Origin of the sequence: Erwinia endophytica, from assembly GCF_009295515.1 — a bacterium.
Lineage (GTDB): Bacteria > Pseudomonadota > Gammaproteobacteria > Enterobacterales > Enterobacteriaceae > Erwinia > Erwinia endophytica.
In genome coordinates this window covers 24,417-39,550 of sequence record NZ_RQVV01000024.1, presented here as the reverse complement: position 1 = coordinate 39,550, position 15,134 = coordinate 24,417, and the positions used below count along the sequence as shown (strand labels likewise).

The following is a 15,134-nucleotide window of genomic DNA, read 5'->3' as shown; positions in this document are numbered from 1 at the left end:
TTTACATTTTGCACGGAGAGAGGCAGAAAAATGCGAGAACAAACACGCTTTACGTAACAATGAGCGGGTGACCCCACTCATTGCCGGTGTACAGGGATTAACGCAGGCCGAGCTGGAAAATCATCGTTTCAGCCTGGCAGCTGAAAGTAAAATCCACCGCCAACAGAACGCCTTCCGGTTGTTCTGTCAGACGTGCATTAATCTCACACGGCTCGGATTCGACCTGACGGGCTTTTGCCGTCAGTTGCTCCAGCATCGCTTCCGCCTGCTGGCGATTAGCATACAGCTGATTCCATGAAGCCGTGCAGTCGGTATTGTCCATAATGGTTCCAACATCCACACAGCAGCAGGCAGCGGTTTCATTCGCGCTGCATTTTTTAATGGCATGAGTCATAAGATCCTCCATTTTGCCGACGCAAAACGCGCAGGCGCTCGATTAACAGGTTGCTCACAGTTTACGCTGGAGAAAATAAGTTGTCCGGTGATTGCGTGAATAAGCACCATTAACTGACGAATATCACAATAAAAATTGATCTGAAACAAATCAGCCCTGTGAGGCCCTCTGTGAACCCAGTGCTTTTTGTTATGTAGATCTCCTTTCTTGGATCATTTTAGAAATATTTTATAAACATTATTGAAACAATTTAACTGGTCAGACCTATAATGGGAGCACTGGTCTGATTTGTTTGCTTTATCTCAGCCCCTGATCTTTTCGCTCATTTGTTACGCAACGTAACGGCATTAATAAAAATCAAATAATGAGGTTGCGGTCATGATCCATAAAAACCGGCTTACACCATCGGTACTCGCATCAGCAATGGTATTAGTTTCTCCGGACCTTTTCGCCGCTGGCTTTCAACTTAACGAATTTTCCACCATCGGCTTAGGCCGGGCCTATTCAGGTGAAGGTGCAATGGGTGATACGGCGGCATCCGCCAGCCGCAACCCGGCGACCATGGCCCTGATGAACCGCCCGATGTTCTCAGTGGGCGCAGTGTTTATTGATCCCGAGGTGAATATTGACGGGACCCACGTTTCCGGTCAGAGCCTGAAAGCCCATAATATCGCGCCAACCCAGTGGGTACCGGATATCCATTACGTGCAGCCGGTCAACGACCGGTGGTGGCTTGGTGCTTCAGCGAGTTCGAATTATGGTCTGGCGACTGAATTCAGCCAGAATTACGCTGCCGGCCCTTATGCGGGTAAAACAGACCTACAAACCGTTAATTTTAAGCTTAGTACCGCCTATCGCCTTAATCAGCACGTCAGCATTGGTGTTGGTTTCGACGCCGTCTATGGACGCGCGAAAATAGCACGTTATGCCGGTGAGTCAGGTAAAGCATTAGCGATGCCTGCCAATACGCAGATTGCGCATCTGAAAGGCAGTGAGTGGGGCTATGGCTGGAACGCCGGAGTCCTGTATGAAGTGGATAAAAATAACCGCTTCGGCTTTAGCTACCGCTCAGAAGTTAAAGTCGACTTTGATGGCGACTATAAAAGCAGTATTCCAGGCTATATCAACCCGTTCAACCAGGCAATGAATCTCGGGTTACCGTATGGTACCAACGGTTCAACGATCCCTGGTTCCCTGACCCTGAATCTGCCGGAAATGTGGGAAGTTTCCGGTTATCATCGGGTAGCCCCGCAATGGGCAATTCACTACAGTCTGACCTATACCACCTGGAGCCAGTTCCAACAGCTAAAAGCGACCAGTCACCACGGACAGACCTTGTTCTATAAAGATGAGAGCTACAAGGACGCCTGGCGCATCGCACTGGGCACTTCGTACTTCTATGATGATAACTGGACGTTCCGCGCGGGCATCGCCTTTGATGACAGCCCCGTTCCGGCCGACAAACGATCGATTTCCATCCCGGATCAGGATCGCCTGTGGCTAAGCACCGGCGTTTCCTATGCCTTCAACCAACATGCCTCAATTGACCTGGGTATTTCTTATATGCATGGGCAGCGTGTGACGATTAAAGAAGGCCCTTATACCTTCCGCTCAACCGGTACAGCCTGGCTGTATGGCGCGGGTTTTAACTACACGTTTTGAGGTGACAAAAATACCAAAGGCCAGTCATCTGACCGGCCTTTGTTAATGGAAAGAAATCCTTAATTTGAATCGATATCTTTCAGATCGTCCTGGATAGCCGCCGCATTCGGATTCTCCTGCGGGATCAACTTACCATCGCTGGCAAGGAAATCATGACGCTGGAAGTAAGCCGCACGAACAAAGGCATAAGGATCCTTGGAATTACGCAGAATCGCATCGCTGTCCAGCAACTGCGCACGCGTTTCCACCCCTTCCAATGTCCATTTCCCAATCGACATCCACCAGGTCAGCCAGCCCAGCGGTGCATAAAGGTCATCCACCAGGCCGCCCACATCTTCACGTGGGGTAAAATTGCCGTAGACCGGCAACTGGACATAAGTACCGTAACCAACACCATAATGGCCCAGAGTGCTACCGAACCGACGTGGTTCTTCCTTCGCCAGTTTAGGATTCGCCATACCAGCCACGTCAATGAAGCCACCCATCCCCAGAATAGTATTCAGGAAAAAGCGGTTGAAATGGATCATCGCTTTGTAAGGCTTGCCCTCAATAAAATAGTTCACCATCGTGGACGGTTCACTCAGATTACCAAGAAAATTGCTCAATCCGGTACGGGCAGGAGCCGGGACATAATCACGCCAGGCAACCGCCACAGGGCGCACCACGTAGGGATCCAACACATTATAATTGAAGTTGAACATTGAACGGTTAAAGCCTTCAAGCGGATCGGACCTTCCCTGAGGCTGGTCTGCCGTCTTAGAACTGGCACAGCCGATCAGCAGTACGCTGGCAAGCGTAACGCCCATCACGCGGTAGCTCATATCTGTCTCCCTGTATTGAAGTATAAATCGCTCATGGCTGTTGTTGGTTAATCTCAACTGTCAGTTGTTGATGACCATCAAAAGGCGTAACGGCACTGAGGCCAAACCAGTCGCCGGACTGAGGATTGGCACTGCCATCACGCGAAATACGCACACGCACCTGAACCTGATGCTGCGCGGAAAGCAGACGACTCGGCATCATCGCATTGCTGTCATCCAACGTCAGTGATAAAGGAAAATGACTTAACGGCAGCTTTTTCACCGCTACCGGAACCGGAGAAGCGCCGTCGGTGACGGAAATATACAATACTCCGCCATCGGGTAACATTTTTTCTGCCCCCGGAGCCAGTTGAACGGTCAAACTCAGATGACTGTTCTGCTGACCTGACGCCGTCTTCGCCTGCTCAATACTGCGCTGGATCATCAATGTACGCTTATCGTCAGCCGGTAACAATTGTAACATCTTTTGCCAGGTGTCTATCGCCTGAGCGTAATTCTGTTGGCTAAAAGCATTAAATGCTAACAGGCCGAGCACCCGCAAATTAGTGCCATCCGTCTTGATCATTTGATTGAGCATCACGCTTGCCTGACGATTGTCTTCCGGGTCTTGCGAACGGGTCAGCACATCAGCATAGCTCAACTTTACTTCTGGGTTATTCGGCGCCAATTGCATCGCACGCTGAAAAGCCTGAGTCGCAGTCGCTGCGTTGTTCAGCACCATTCCGATACGACCAAGCATTAACCAGTCATTGACGTTCTGCGGATCATCCTGCAGTGAAGTTCGAATCCCCAGTCCCAGCCGCGCCAGTTCGTCCATGCTCAATGGTTTTGCCTGGGGATCCATGAGCTGCGCCCGTAGCGCGGGAAGATCATTTTGCGCCTGCTGCCAGGCCATGACCTGAACCAGACCGCCGGTTTTAAAATAAAAGCCCAAACTGACAACGAAAATAACGATAACCCCCGGCAACAGCACCCAACGGCTAACGTTGCGCTCAACAATCTGTTCGTCCTGGGGAATATCCAGCAATAACGTTTGCTGCAATTCACGGATCATTTCCGCACGTTCGCCAACAATGCCTTGTTGTTCATCATGCTCCAGTTCCTGGAGACGCTGACGATAAAACGTTTTGTTAAGTGTATCGCGATCAGCGGCCACTGAACGATGTTTACGTCCACCAGCAATCAGCAGCACTGCGCTTGCCACCATCAGCAGTGCCAGGATGATGAACCAGAATCCACTCATGATTGCTTCCCATTATTTTTTAGCAGCTCATCGAGCCGTGCCTGCTGCTCCGCATCCAGCTCAGCCTCAGACGGCTGACGTTTTCTGCTGCGCAGGATAATCACCAACGCGCCAACGATGACAAATAACGCCGGACCCGCCCAAAGGATCAGTGTGGAAGGCAACAGCGGGGGTTCATAGGTCACAAAGTTGCCGTAGCGTGCAACCATATAGGCTTTCACCTCATCCGGTGTCTGACCACTTTGCAGTAACTCATAGACTTTGAGGCGCATGTCACCGGCGATCATCGCGTTAGAATCGGCAATGCTGTTGTTTTGACACTTCGGACAACGTAGCGACTCGGTGAGATGGCGATATTGCTGCTCTTGATCCACTGAAGAGAATTTGTAAGTATCGATATTGTCAGCCAACGCGCTGAAAGCAAACAACAGCGTGCTGAACACAATAATTATGCTGCGTTTCAAGCTCCTGCCTCCTTGCTATATTTCTCCCACAATGGCTTCACTTCGCTGTTCCACACCTGCTCATTCATATCGCCAGCATGGCGGTAACGAATTATCCCTTTGCCATCAATCAGGAACGTTTCCGGAGCGCCGTAGACACCCAGGTCAAGTCCCAGCATGCCGTCACCATCATACAGGCTCATGGCATAAGGATTGCCGAGTGAGTTGAGCCAGTTAATCGCCTTCTCGCGATCATCCTTATAATTCAGGCCGACCACCCGTACGCCTTTTGTCGCCAGGGTATTCAAATACTGGTGCTCGGCACGGCACGTCGGACACCAGGTCGCCCAGACATTAAGCAGTAACGGCTTGCCATCGATCAGCGCCGACTGATCGTAAATTTTGCCTGGTTGATCGAGGGATTCCAGCTTGAAAACCGGGACGGGTTTTCCCACCAGCGCGGATTCCAACAAGGTCGGATCATCACCGTGAGCATTACGGGTCAGTTGCCACATCAGCGCGGCGGCCAACAGCAAAAACAACACCAGCGGAATATAAAGGATTTTTTTATTCATGATACCAGCTCCTTTTGCGCTTTCTTGCGTGAGCGGTAACGCGGATCAAGCAGACAGAAAATACCGCCTACCGCCATAAACACGCCACCAAGCCAGATCCAGCGCACAAAAGGTTTGTAATAAAGTCGTACCGCCCATGAGTGATCTTCCAGCTCTTCACCCAATGCGGCATAGAGATCGCGAGTGAAGCCCCCGCTAATAGCGGCTTCAGTCATCATGGTATGCGCTACGCTGTAATAGCGTTTTTCCGCATACAGCGTCGCTTCATGTTTGCCGTTGCGCGTGACGTCAATGACTCCCACGCCACCGCTATAATTCGGTCCCTGCAGGTTATGCACATCGCGGAAGGTAAAATGGTAGTTGTGGAGATCAACCGAATCGCCTGGACGCATGCGCACATCGCGCTCCACACTATAATTCTGGCTAAAAGCGATACCGATGACGGTAACCGCCACGCCCAGATGCCCCAGCACCATGCCCCAGTGACTACGCGACAGATGGCGCAATCCGGCAAAAAAACGGTGACGGTGGGTAGCACGCTCATGTAACTCCATCAGCGTCAGGAAAATGACCCAAATCGACATCAACAGGCCCACTACCGTCATCGCTTCAATGCGGTCCTGCAGCAGGTGTGGCAACACTATTGACAAAAGCAGCGTCGCCACCAATGCCACGGCTAACCGCTTCCACAGCTTCTGCGGTTGATCACGACGCCAGCGCACCAGCGGCCCGATCCCCAACATCAGCGCCAACGGCGCCATCAGCCAGGTGAACAGCGTATTAAAGAATGGTTCACCGATGGAGATACTGCCCAGACCAAGCTGCTTATGCACCAACGGTAATAGCGTCCCCAGCAGCACCACCAACATGGCGGCAATCAGTAGAATGTTATTCCCCAACAGGAAGGTTTCGCGAGACCAGATTTCGTTTTGCACCCGACTGCGCACCTTACTGCCTTTGATGGCGTACAGCAGCAATGAGCTACCAATAACAATCACCAGGAAAGCGAGGATAAACATGCCGCGTGACGGATCGGAAGCAAATGAGTGCACGGAGATAAGCACCCCTGAACGCACCAGGAAAGTCCCCAGCAGGCTGAGAGAAAATGCGGTGATCGCCAGCAACACCGTCCAGGCTTTGAAGGTCCCGCGCTTTTCAGTCACCGCCAGCGAGTGGATCAGTGCGGTGCCTACCAGCCATGGCATAAAGGAGGCATTTTCAACCGGATCCCAGAACCACCAGCCGCCCCAGCCCAGCTCGTAATAGGACCAGACCGAGCCCAACACAATACCGATGGTCAGAAAGATCCACGCTGCCGTCGTCCAGGGACGTGACCAGCGCGCCCAGGCCGTATCCAGTCGTCCCGCCATCAACGATGCGATGGCGAAAGCAAACGCCACCGAGAAACCGACGTACCCCATGTACAACAAGGGGGGATGGAAGATCAGGCCGATATCCTGCAACATCGGATTAAGATCACTGCCGTCAATCGGGAAGTCCGGCAACGTACGGGTAAATGGGTTAGACGTTAAGGTGATAAATAGCAGGAAGCCGAGGTTGATCATTCCCATAACCGCTAACACGCGAGCGATGGAATCCAGCGGCATCCCGCGGCTGAACAACGCCACCGCCAGCGTCCAGCTACTGAGCAGTAACAGCCACAGTAACAGGGATCCTTCGTGAGCGCCCCATGTCGCGGCAATACGATACCAGACCGGTAATAACGTATTGGCGTTGGCCGCCACATAAGCCACGCTAAAATCATTCACCACAAACGCATGAACCAGTACCATGAAAGCCGCGAGAATGCAGGCAAACAGCGCATAGCTCAGCGGACGGGCCAGCCCCATCAACCGTCGGTCCTGTCGGGCGGCGCCCCACAAGGGATAAACACTTAGCAGCAATGACAGCGCCAACGCCAGACATAACAGGAAACTCCCGATTTCCGGTATCATGACTGACCTCCCTGTGGAGCCGTCTGGTAAGCCGACGACGGCACTTTATGGTTTTGCTTCATCGCATCCTCAATTTCCGGCGGCGTATATTTTTCATCGTGCTTCGCCAGCACTTCTTTGGCGTTGACCAGGTCGCCATCCTCCAGCACACCTTGTGCCACTACCCCCTGCCCTTCACGAAACAGATCAGGTAAGATGCCGAGATAACTGACACTGATCACGCCTTTAGCATCATACAATTTGAAAAAGACCTGCAGAGTCTTCGGATCGCGCTTCACGCTGCCTGGCATCACCATGCCGCCAACACGCAGACGCTGACCTGGCTCCGGCTTTTCATGGTTCTCGCCCTTGCCGTTCAAAATTTCACTGGGGGTATAGAACAGGTCAATGTTCGAACGCAGCGCATACATCACTAAAGAAGTCGCCAGACCGAGACCGACCAATACCGCGAGCACCAGAATCAGGCGATTTTTACGACGGCTATTCACTGTGACTCTCCTGCCGTTTCACTGGCGACTTTTTTTGTTTTTGCCGCACGAATACGGCGTTCCCGTGATTGACGCTGGCGGATATCACCCAGCAACCGCTGACGCTGAATAATGGTATGCAATAGCAGCCCCCCCATGGCAACCAGTGTGCAGGCCACCGCCAACCAAACATAAAAGGCGTAACCGCCCATCGCGAAGAATTCCTGCCAGGATGAGAAAGCGGGTGTCATGCCTTACGCCCTCCCTTTGCGGCCATTTCGGCCACCCACGGACGGTGGCGTTCAGTGAACAGAATAAGGTTACGCAAGCGCATCAACGTCAGGGAGACAAAGACCAACAGGTAACCCAGGATCGCCCAACGCAACGGTGTGCGCATGCTGGGGTCAATAGCCTGTTGCAGAATACCGGAAGAGCCCTGATGGAGAGTGTTCCACCACTGCACTGAGTAGTGAATGATCGGCAAATTGACGATGCCGACAAGGATCAGGATCCCCGCTGCACGCCCCGCAACCCGACGATCATCAAAGGCGTTATAGAGTGCGATAACGCCCATATAAAGGAACAGCAGTACCAGCTCAGAAGTGAGCCGTGCGTCCCAAACCCACCAGGTGCCCCACATCGGTTTTCCCCAGGCAGCCCCGGTGACCAACGCAATAAAGGTAAAAACCGCGCCAACGGGAGCCATGGCGGCAGCGGCGAGATCCGCACTTTTCCACTGCCAGACCAGACCCATAAAAGCCGCTATCGCCATTGACGCATAGACCCCCATTGACCACATGGCGGCTGGCACATGGATATACATAATGCGGTAGCTGTTGCCCTGCTGATAGTCGGCTGGCGCAAACCCAAATCCCCAAATCCAGCCCAACAGCAGCGTCACAATGCCTGACACCGCGAACCAGGGCACCAGTTGACCACATAAGCGGTACAGCCGATCGGGCTTGCCCAGTTGATGTAACCATTTCCACATTGTTATTTTGCTCACATAAAAAGAAAAAGCGTTATGGCGCTTTTAATCCGTCATCTGTCAATGCACGCTGATACGTAGCGCGGCTGCTGTTGCAAAAGGCGCCAGGGTCGCGCTCCCTGCCAGCATCGCGCCAAGAATGGCCAGATAACCGTCGATCGGCAGCCCCATTCCCACCGCATCGATCGCCGCACTGGCGAAAATCAATACCGGCACCGCTAGCGGTAATATCAGCAAACTTAATAACACGCCGCCCCGCCGCAGCCCCACCGTCAGCCCTACACCGATGGATCCCAGGAAACTCAGCGTCGGCGTACCCAGTAGCAATGTCAGCGCAATGGCGCGCCAACTGGCAAAATCAACCGAGAGCAGCAAGGCTGCCAGCGGAGAAAGCAGCAACAGCGGCAGGCCCGTGACCATCCAGTGGGCAGCCACTTTGCCTAATACGGTTATCGGCAACGGCGTGGGTAACAGTAGTAGCTGCTCCAGTGAACCATCAAGAAAATCATCACGAAACAGACGTTCCAGCGCCAGCAACGAAGAAAGCAGCGCCGCGACCCAGACAATACCCGGGGCAATGCGGGTCAGCAGTTGCGGTTCAGGCCCGATCCCTAAAGGAAACAGCGTGATGACTATCAGGAAAAACCACAGTGGGTTGATAATTTCCGCTCCGCTGCGAAAAGCAATGCGCAGTTCGCGCTTCAGAACGCGCCAAAACATCAGACGCCCTCCGAGGCAGCAAGACGAATTTTGCGCACGGTGCGTTCAATTGCCGGTAATTCCTGATGGGTGGTCAGGATCACCGCACCACCGCTATCAGCATGACGGTTAAACAATGCTATTAACTTAGCTACGCCGGATTTATCAATTGCCGTCAACGGTTCATCAAGGATCCACAATGGCGCGTCGCTTAACCACAACCTTGCCAGTGCTACGCGACGTTGCTGACCCGCAGAAAGCTGAGCCACAGCAACATCTTCAAAACCGGTTAAATCTACCTCTTCCAGTGCCTGCCAGAGGGCCTCTTCCGCATGCTGAGCATGAAAAAAATGCAAATTTTCTCTCGCGGTCAAGACTGCTTTCACGCCCGGCTGATGCCCGAGGTAAAGGAGTGCCGTATGAAAGCTTTCCCGCTGCTGGCGAATGGACTGTTGCTGCCAGAGCACCTCACCTTGTTCAGCCCGGCTTAAACCCGCCAAGATGCGCAGCAGTGACGTTTTTCCTGCGCCATTCGCCCCTTCAATCTGGACAATATCGCCCGCAGAAACGGTAAAACTGAGTTCGCTGAACAACGTCCGTTCATCACGCACACAGGTCAGATTGTTGGCTTCCAGCATCGGATCTAAGGCCACACTTGTTAATGATGAGTGAAATAGTACCACAGGAAATCAGGACATCGCAGCCTAAGCCTGAAGCGAAACGCCATATCAAGCTGCATTATGCCCGTCAGCCTCTGCCACCGCTGCAAAAAAAAGCCATAGTTAAAAGTTTGTTACGCTTAATCTGAAAGTTAGTTACATTTCTGAAGCCTTAAACGCCATGACGTTAAAGGAAAAACACTGGAACTGCCAGAGGATAGGTGAATGCTAAAAAGGCGGAAGTGAGGGTTAATAGCGGGAAAAGTAATGGCACACTGAAACACTATTCGCCACTGCAAAAAACCGGCAAGGGGCGTTAATGGCCCGTTGCCGACAGATACTGTATGCCTAGCCGAACAGGGCAAATGTCTTAGCGTAATAAGAACCAGCAAACACGATATAGCCCAGCCAGACCACGATAAGAACAGCAAGCGAGAGCTTAGCAGACATAGTCTTACTCCTTTCAGGATTGAGCGAAACAGGGGTTTGATTTACGTCTCACTAACATAATCCTCAGTGAATATGCGGATATTGATCCAGCGCAATTTTCCGCAAAATGGACCACTGAAGTAGTGAGCTTTAGCCATCAACATCGCTAAAGAAACCTGAAAAAAGAGGCAAAGTTGCAAGAAATTGCTGACAAAATCAGCAGTCAGGCAGGTAAGTGCTTAATCTGCGGCTGGAAACGCGTTATACTGCGCGCCGCTGTCTCCTTAGTTAAATGGATATAACGAGCCCCTCCTAAGGGCTAGTTGCAGGTTCGATTCCTGCAGGGGACACCATTACACCGTTAGCCATTGTTCGCCAGGTGTCCTCCTTCCACTGTTTTCAGGTCACATGTTGTTCCCTCGAAATATACGTTAAGGCGTCATGGTCATTCATCGTGTGTCTACTCATGTCAAATGCAGGTAGAGTACCGAGCTCAACGTAACCAACCACGACATGATGACTGAAGCATGGGAGCACCGTCTAAAACGTATTGTTGCCCATGCTTTTGGTCGCCGGAGCAAGAAAACACTACGCACGTTACTGGGGGGGGCTTTCAGGTTTTAATGTGGCCTTCTGGTGTACAGATAATTTCAGTGCTTATGACGTGTTACCGAATGAAAAGCACATTACGGGTAAGCTTTACACACCACGAATTGAACGTGAAAACCTGAACCTTCGCAACAGACTAAAACGACTGAACCGCAAGACACTGGGGTACTCAAAATCAGCTGAAATGCATGACAGGATCATTGGTACGTTTATCGAGCGTGAGCATTATGCATCATAACTCCAATCACCATATTGAATACATAACCAGACTCGGACTATAGCCTCGCGCTCCTGTCGACTGCCCGTGCCCACGCGCATCCCACGCGTAAAAATGAGTATCGGGCATCATCATCTCATCGACAATATGCTGTAAACGTCACGAATGTTCATGCCCGCGATGAAACAGCACAATCACTTTTCGGCAATGGCCTTCCGTTGCTGGCCAGTGACGAAAATACAAAGAGGTTTTATCACTGGTTGAGAACATACCATCATGAAACAAACGAGCTTCCTGACTCATACTCTTTTCCTTATCGCGTGCTGTTGTAATAAAACAAAACGATTTAATAACGTCCTTTTGAACAAAACCTTATCGGAATCAAAAGAAATGGGGTCATCAATATAGATATCGATAAAAAATGGCACCGGAAACTTATGCCCTTTCCCCATAGAGCGATCCAGACCATGCATATAAACGGGAATAATGGGAACATCCGGACATTGCTGGCTTAAATACCAAATACCGGACTTGATGGTTGAAAATTTACCAGCTTCTCCACGAGTACCTTCGGGGAAAATAATAACGATCTTCTTGTTCGTTAATGCTTCAACACAAGCCTGTAAAGGGTTGGCCTGGTGGGCTCCCCGATAGACAGGAATAATGCCGATGACCTTCAGGGCAAACCAGCCAATCAGTCTATTTTTCAAAAAATAATCAGCCGCAGCGACAGGTTGTACTTTAACTAACGTGGAAAGCGGAAAAAGAGTGAACAGTGCCAGCACATCCAGGTGACTGTTGTGATTAGCGACAATAATTGCGGGGCCGTCTGTCGGTAATTTTTTTCGGTTGGATATAGATACGCCCAACCAGACCCAGACCAAAGGATAGGCAACACACAGGGTAAAAATCCAGCGCAACATCCGATTCATGAGCGCCTCTCAAATATAAAAATAATAATAAAAGTGGAAGAACAGCGGTGCTGTGTAAATCAGAGAATCAACCCTGTCCAGAATACCACCATGCCCAGGCAACAGTTTTCCTGAATCTTTTACGCCAAAATCACGCTTAATGGCCGACATGACTACATCACCACAAAATCCACCCAGGGCGATAATCATCCCGGCGCCAAACGCATGTTTCCAATCCATTAGCGTTAATAACGGTCCCAAAACAGTCGCCAACAGTGTTGTGGTAAACACCCCACCCAACAATCCCTCCCAGGTTTTATTGGGGCTGACTTTAGGAATAACTTTTATTTTCCCCAAAGACTTGCCCCATAAATACTGAGCAATATCGTTTAATTCAGTCAGGACAACGAGAAAAATAACCAACAATGTTCCCTCACTGGCATCGCTCCCAGGCAAGGTCAACAGGTAAGCAACATGGCTTAATGCAAATACCGTGCTCATCATGCCCCAGTGCATTACTGATGCTGAATGTAAGAAACCTTTAGTATCGCCGATGATAACCATACGTACGGGAAGAAATAAAAACACATACACCGGAATAAAGATAATAAATATCCCGTACCATGCCATGCCCGTCCAAATGTATTGCAAAGGAATCGCTGCATACATCCAGAGCAGCGGCACATGGTCTGAACGTCGCGTTGGGGCCAGAGTCAAATATTCTTTTAATGACAAAAAACTGATAAATCCAAAGAAGGTCAGCGCCAACCACCTTGGTGACAACATTGCCAGTGAAAACAGACCGAGAATAACCCACCAACTGTTAATACGTTGCTGTAATTCCAGCCAGTTATGCTGAGGACGACATTGTTTTAAACCGATAATAATCAACGTCGCCAGCAATAAAACACTGAGGATCCCACCAAGGCAATAATACAATAACTGCATGGAATCAGGCATTTTTCACCTCCATCGCACTGCAGCAGCGATTCATGCAGGTCCAGATTAACAGCAACGCACTGATACTAAACACGATATTGGCAACACTCATATACTGCGGCCACAAAGCAATAGCCAGACCTAAGGCACCGAAGATAAAGGCGCGATCGCTTTTCCCTAAGGGTCCCCGATAGCTTCTGATACCCGTCAGGGTTTGAGCAATAATGCCACAAAACTCGGTAAGCCAGGCGAGCAGTACAACCAACACTACCAGCCAGAGCGATATGCCGGGAAGGAAAGCAAAGGCAAGATAAAGCGCTGCATCCGAAATAATATCACCCGTTTCATTGAGAATGGCGCCAGATATTGACTGCTGGTTAAATTCTCTGGCTAACATACCATCAATGGCGTTCAGAGCCATACGGAAAAATAAAAAGAGTGGCAAAGAAACAAACAGGATTGGCATCGGAAACACAATAAGTACTCCACCTAATAATATAGATGTCAGCATTGCCAGTAATGTCACCTGGTTAGCACTAACGCCTCTGGCATGAAGACGGATGACGACAGGTCGTAACAAGTTCTGAAACTTAGGTTTAATATCATACAATGTCATGTTATGGTTCCTTCCTTATATTATTAATATTTATCTTAAAAATCCTAATCAAGATTAATTCAACGTCAATAAATTCAGCTTTTTGTTATTTACCTCAATTAATACTCCATAATTATGGTTCTGTCGCATTAACGGCAGCAGTGTGACAAAAATTATGTTGACTGTTTTTCAGACTGTTAACAGGTAAAACTGTTCTGCAGGAGACAAACCGTCCCCGCCCGGATGCTCGTACTGCCCCTTGCGTATCATGTGAACCAGTTCAATTCCCGCCAGGAGGCACTGTGCACGCCGGAACGATTTGAATCCCAACATCAAACGTATTCGGTGTTTGATATTCCGGTGGTCCTGCTCAATCAAATTGTTCAGATACTTACTCTGCCTGACCTTAATGTGCTCATCGTCTTCTCTGTCGGCGCTAAGCACCGTGAGTGCTGCTGTATTCGCTCCACTTTTGTGTATGGTCACTACTTCTGGCCGACCGTGATGTTGGATAGTCTTACGAAAGAAGCACAGGGCAGGTGCCGCATCACGCTTCGCCGTCAGCAGAAAGTCGATGGTCTGGCCTTCGCTGTCAACTGCCCGGTACAGGTATTTCCACTTGCCTCTCACCCTGATGTCCGTTTCATCCATTCGCCACCGGTGACCCACGGTACGTTTATGCTGACGGAATGCCTTATCCAGCAGTGAAGTCTGGAATGACCAACCCCACGCCACGCTCTGCCATCATCTCTTCAAGATTGCGCAGGCTCAGAGCATAAGCCAGATACCAGCGAACACATTTCGCGATGATATCGACGGGGTAATGCAGGCGTTTAAAGGATTTTTGGATCGGAGACAGGGTCAGGCACCATTACATAAAAAAAACAGTATGTTATCCGACGACTTCTTAATGCGACAGAACCCTAATACATATTATATTTCTCATTTTTTCATAGCTCATCCTGTCTTACCAGGAACGAATGATGAAAATAATTGTTATTGCAATTACGCTTACAGCACAAATGACAGCACTTCCTGATAACTCCCGTATGGAATCGAGATAGCCACGATTAAATTCATTAAATTTATTTCTTGCATCTTTTTCGTTTTCAGCTTCGACTTCAACATGGTGTTTTCTGTAACCCTGATGCTTCATATTTTTAATCAAGTTCCGATCAACCAAATCCTTTGCGATTATTTTAGATTTTGAACCGCCCCGGTTTTCCGGGGCGGTTCACAGCATCTTGTCTGGACGCAATACAAAATTCCTAAAGGCCCATAAATAGAAAACTTTACTGGAACCTCTGTGTTTACTACAGCATAAAGAAACGACGAGATAATCTGCAGGCTATGTAATATCAAAACAGGATAGTGGGAAAAGGATGAAAAGCGTTAAATTCCATCTGATCTGTAACATCCGCCCCTCGTTGGGGGCGGGAGTATTAAAATCATCTGTTATACCGCTGAATTATTGAACACTCCATGGTTTTTACCATTATTGTTTGTTTTCAAGCGCCTCAGCAATACG

The 15,134-nt window shown here is 49.9% G+C and carries 16 protein-coding genes, 1 tRNA gene and 3 pseudogenes; 3 read left to right on the top strand and 17 right to left on the bottom strand.

Annotation, left to right across the window (positions count from 1 at the left end; translation table 11 throughout):
- Positions 1 to 97 precede the first annotated feature (97 nt).
- On the bottom strand, positions 98 to 394 hold the full coding sequence (locus EH228_RS08205; RefSeq protein ID WP_152321196.1) for a YfcZ/YiiS family protein: 297 nt from the start codon (positions 392 to 394) through the stop codon (positions 98 to 100).
- A 378-nt stretch (positions 395 to 772) separates the two neighbouring features.
- Between EH228_RS08205 and fadL the strand changes: the two genes are divergently transcribed.
- Positions 773 to 2,056 carry a long-chain fatty acid transporter FadL gene (gene fadL, locus EH228_RS08200; RefSeq protein ID WP_152321195.1) on the top strand — a complete coding sequence of 428 codons (1,284 nt, stop codon included), beginning with the start codon at positions 773 to 775 and terminating at the stop codon, positions 2,054 to 2,056.
- A gap of 59 nt (positions 2,057 to 2,115) precedes the next feature.
- On the opposite strand, the gene mlaA is transcribed toward fadL, so the two are convergent.
- Genes mlaA through ccmA form a run of 10 tightly spaced genes read right to left on the bottom strand, consistent with a single transcriptional unit; the run spans position 2,116 to position 9,885 of the window.
- Entirely contained in the window at positions 2,116 to 2,877 is a 762-nt protein-coding gene (mlaA, locus tag EH228_RS08195) for a phospholipid-binding lipoprotein MlaA (RefSeq protein ID WP_152321194.1), read from the bottom strand.
- Positions 2,878 to 2,908: 31 nt separating this feature from the next.
- A complete protein-coding gene (gene ccmI / locus EH228_RS08190) occupies positions 2,909 to 4,120 on the bottom strand; it encodes a c-type cytochrome biogenesis protein CcmI (protein ID WP_152321193.1) in 1,212 nt (403 codons plus the stop codon).
- Positions 4,117 to 4,584, bottom strand: a complete 468-nt coding sequence (locus EH228_RS08185) for a cytochrome c-type biogenesis protein (protein ID WP_152321192.1) — start codon at positions 4,582 to 4,584, stop codon at positions 4,117 to 4,119. The genes ccmI and EH228_RS08185 overlap by 4 nt, the downstream gene beginning before the upstream one ends.
- Positions 4,581 to 5,138, bottom strand: coding sequence for a DsbE family thiol:disulfide interchange protein (locus tag EH228_RS08180; protein ID WP_152321191.1), 558 nt, complete (start codon positions 5,136 to 5,138; stop codon positions 4,581 to 4,583). Before EH228_RS08180 ends, EH228_RS08185 begins: the two co-directional genes overlap by 4 nt.
- The gene (locus tag EH228_RS08175; RefSeq protein ID WP_152321190.1) at positions 5,135 to 7,093 is read right to left on the bottom strand and encodes a heme lyase CcmF/NrfE family subunit; all 1,959 of its coding nucleotides are present in this window, start codon (positions 7,091 to 7,093) and stop codon (positions 5,135 to 5,137) included. The genes EH228_RS08180 and EH228_RS08175 overlap by 4 nt, the downstream gene beginning before the upstream one ends.
- Positions 7,090 to 7,581 carry a cytochrome c maturation protein CcmE gene (gene ccmE, locus EH228_RS08170; RefSeq protein ID WP_152321189.1) on the bottom strand — a complete coding sequence of 164 codons (492 nt, stop codon included), beginning with the start codon at positions 7,579 to 7,581 and terminating at the stop codon, positions 7,090 to 7,092. The genes EH228_RS08175 and ccmE overlap by 4 nt, the downstream gene beginning before the upstream one ends.
- The gene (gene ccmD / locus EH228_RS08165) at positions 7,578 to 7,811 is read right to left on the bottom strand and encodes a heme exporter protein CcmD (RefSeq protein WP_152321188.1); all 234 of its coding nucleotides are present in this window, start codon (positions 7,809 to 7,811) and stop codon (positions 7,578 to 7,580) included. The genes ccmE and ccmD overlap by 4 nt, the downstream gene beginning before the upstream one ends.
- Positions 7,808 to 8,551 carry a heme ABC transporter permease gene (locus EH228_RS08160; protein ID WP_152321187.1) on the bottom strand — a complete coding sequence of 248 codons (744 nt, stop codon included), beginning with the start codon at positions 8,549 to 8,551 and terminating at the stop codon, positions 7,808 to 7,810. Before EH228_RS08160 ends, ccmD begins: the two co-directional genes overlap by 4 nt.
- A 57-nt stretch (positions 8,552 to 8,608) precedes the next feature.
- Positions 8,609 to 9,268 carry a heme exporter protein CcmB gene (gene ccmB / locus EH228_RS08155; protein ID WP_152321186.1) on the bottom strand — a complete coding sequence of 220 codons (660 nt, stop codon included), beginning with the start codon at positions 9,266 to 9,268 and terminating at the stop codon, positions 8,609 to 8,611.
- Positions 9,268 to 9,885, bottom strand: coding sequence for a cytochrome c biogenesis heme-transporting ATPase CcmA (gene ccmA / locus EH228_RS08150; RefSeq protein WP_152321315.1), 618 nt, complete (start codon positions 9,883 to 9,885; stop codon positions 9,268 to 9,270). The genes ccmB and ccmA overlap by 1 nt, the downstream gene beginning before the upstream one ends.
- A 728-nt stretch (positions 9,886 to 10,613) precedes the next feature.
- Here ccmA and EH228_RS08145 point away from each other — a divergent pair.
- Positions 10,614 to 10,688 (top strand) — tRNA-Arg (locus tag EH228_RS08145).
- Between the two features lie 172 nt (positions 10,689 to 10,860).
- A pseudogene (locus EH228_RS08140) lies at positions 10,861 to 11,182 on the top strand (IS1 family transposase); the annotation flags it as partial.
- A 27-nt stretch (positions 11,183 to 11,209) separates the two neighbouring features.
- Here the strand turns inward: EH228_RS08140 and EH228_RS08135 are convergent.
- The 6 genes and pseudogenes from EH228_RS08135 to EH228_RS08110 form a co-directional block, all read right to left on the bottom strand.
- Positions 11,210 to 11,464 (bottom strand): annotated as a pseudogene (locus EH228_RS08135) (serine aminopeptidase domain-containing protein); the annotation flags it as partial.
- Entirely contained in the window at positions 11,461 to 12,093 is a 633-nt protein-coding gene (locus tag EH228_RS08130) for a lysophospholipid acyltransferase family protein (protein ID WP_152321185.1), read from the bottom strand. The gene EH228_RS08130 and the pseudogene EH228_RS08135, both read right to left, overlap by 4 nt.
- A gap of 9 nt (positions 12,094 to 12,102) precedes the next feature.
- Positions 12,103 to 13,032 (bottom strand): phosphatidate cytidylyltransferase, encoded by a 930-nt coding sequence (locus EH228_RS08125; protein WP_152321184.1) that lies wholly within the window; start codon positions 13,030 to 13,032, stop codon positions 12,103 to 12,105.
- On the bottom strand, positions 13,025 to 13,627 hold the full coding sequence (locus tag EH228_RS08120) for a CDP-alcohol phosphatidyltransferase family protein (RefSeq protein ID WP_152321182.1): 603 nt from the start codon (positions 13,625 to 13,627) through the stop codon (positions 13,025 to 13,027). Before EH228_RS08120 ends, EH228_RS08125 begins: the two co-directional genes overlap by 8 nt.
- Positions 13,628 to 13,795: 168 nt before the next feature.
- Positions 13,796 to 14,465: pseudogene (locus EH228_RS08115) on the bottom strand (IS6 family transposase).
- A gap of 108 nt (positions 14,466 to 14,573) precedes the next feature.
- The gene (locus EH228_RS08110) at positions 14,574 to 14,762 is read right to left on the bottom strand and encodes a hypothetical protein (protein WP_240116257.1); all 189 of its coding nucleotides are present in this window, start codon (positions 14,760 to 14,762) and stop codon (positions 14,574 to 14,576) included.
- Between the last annotated feature and the right edge of the window lie 372 nt (positions 14,763 to 15,134).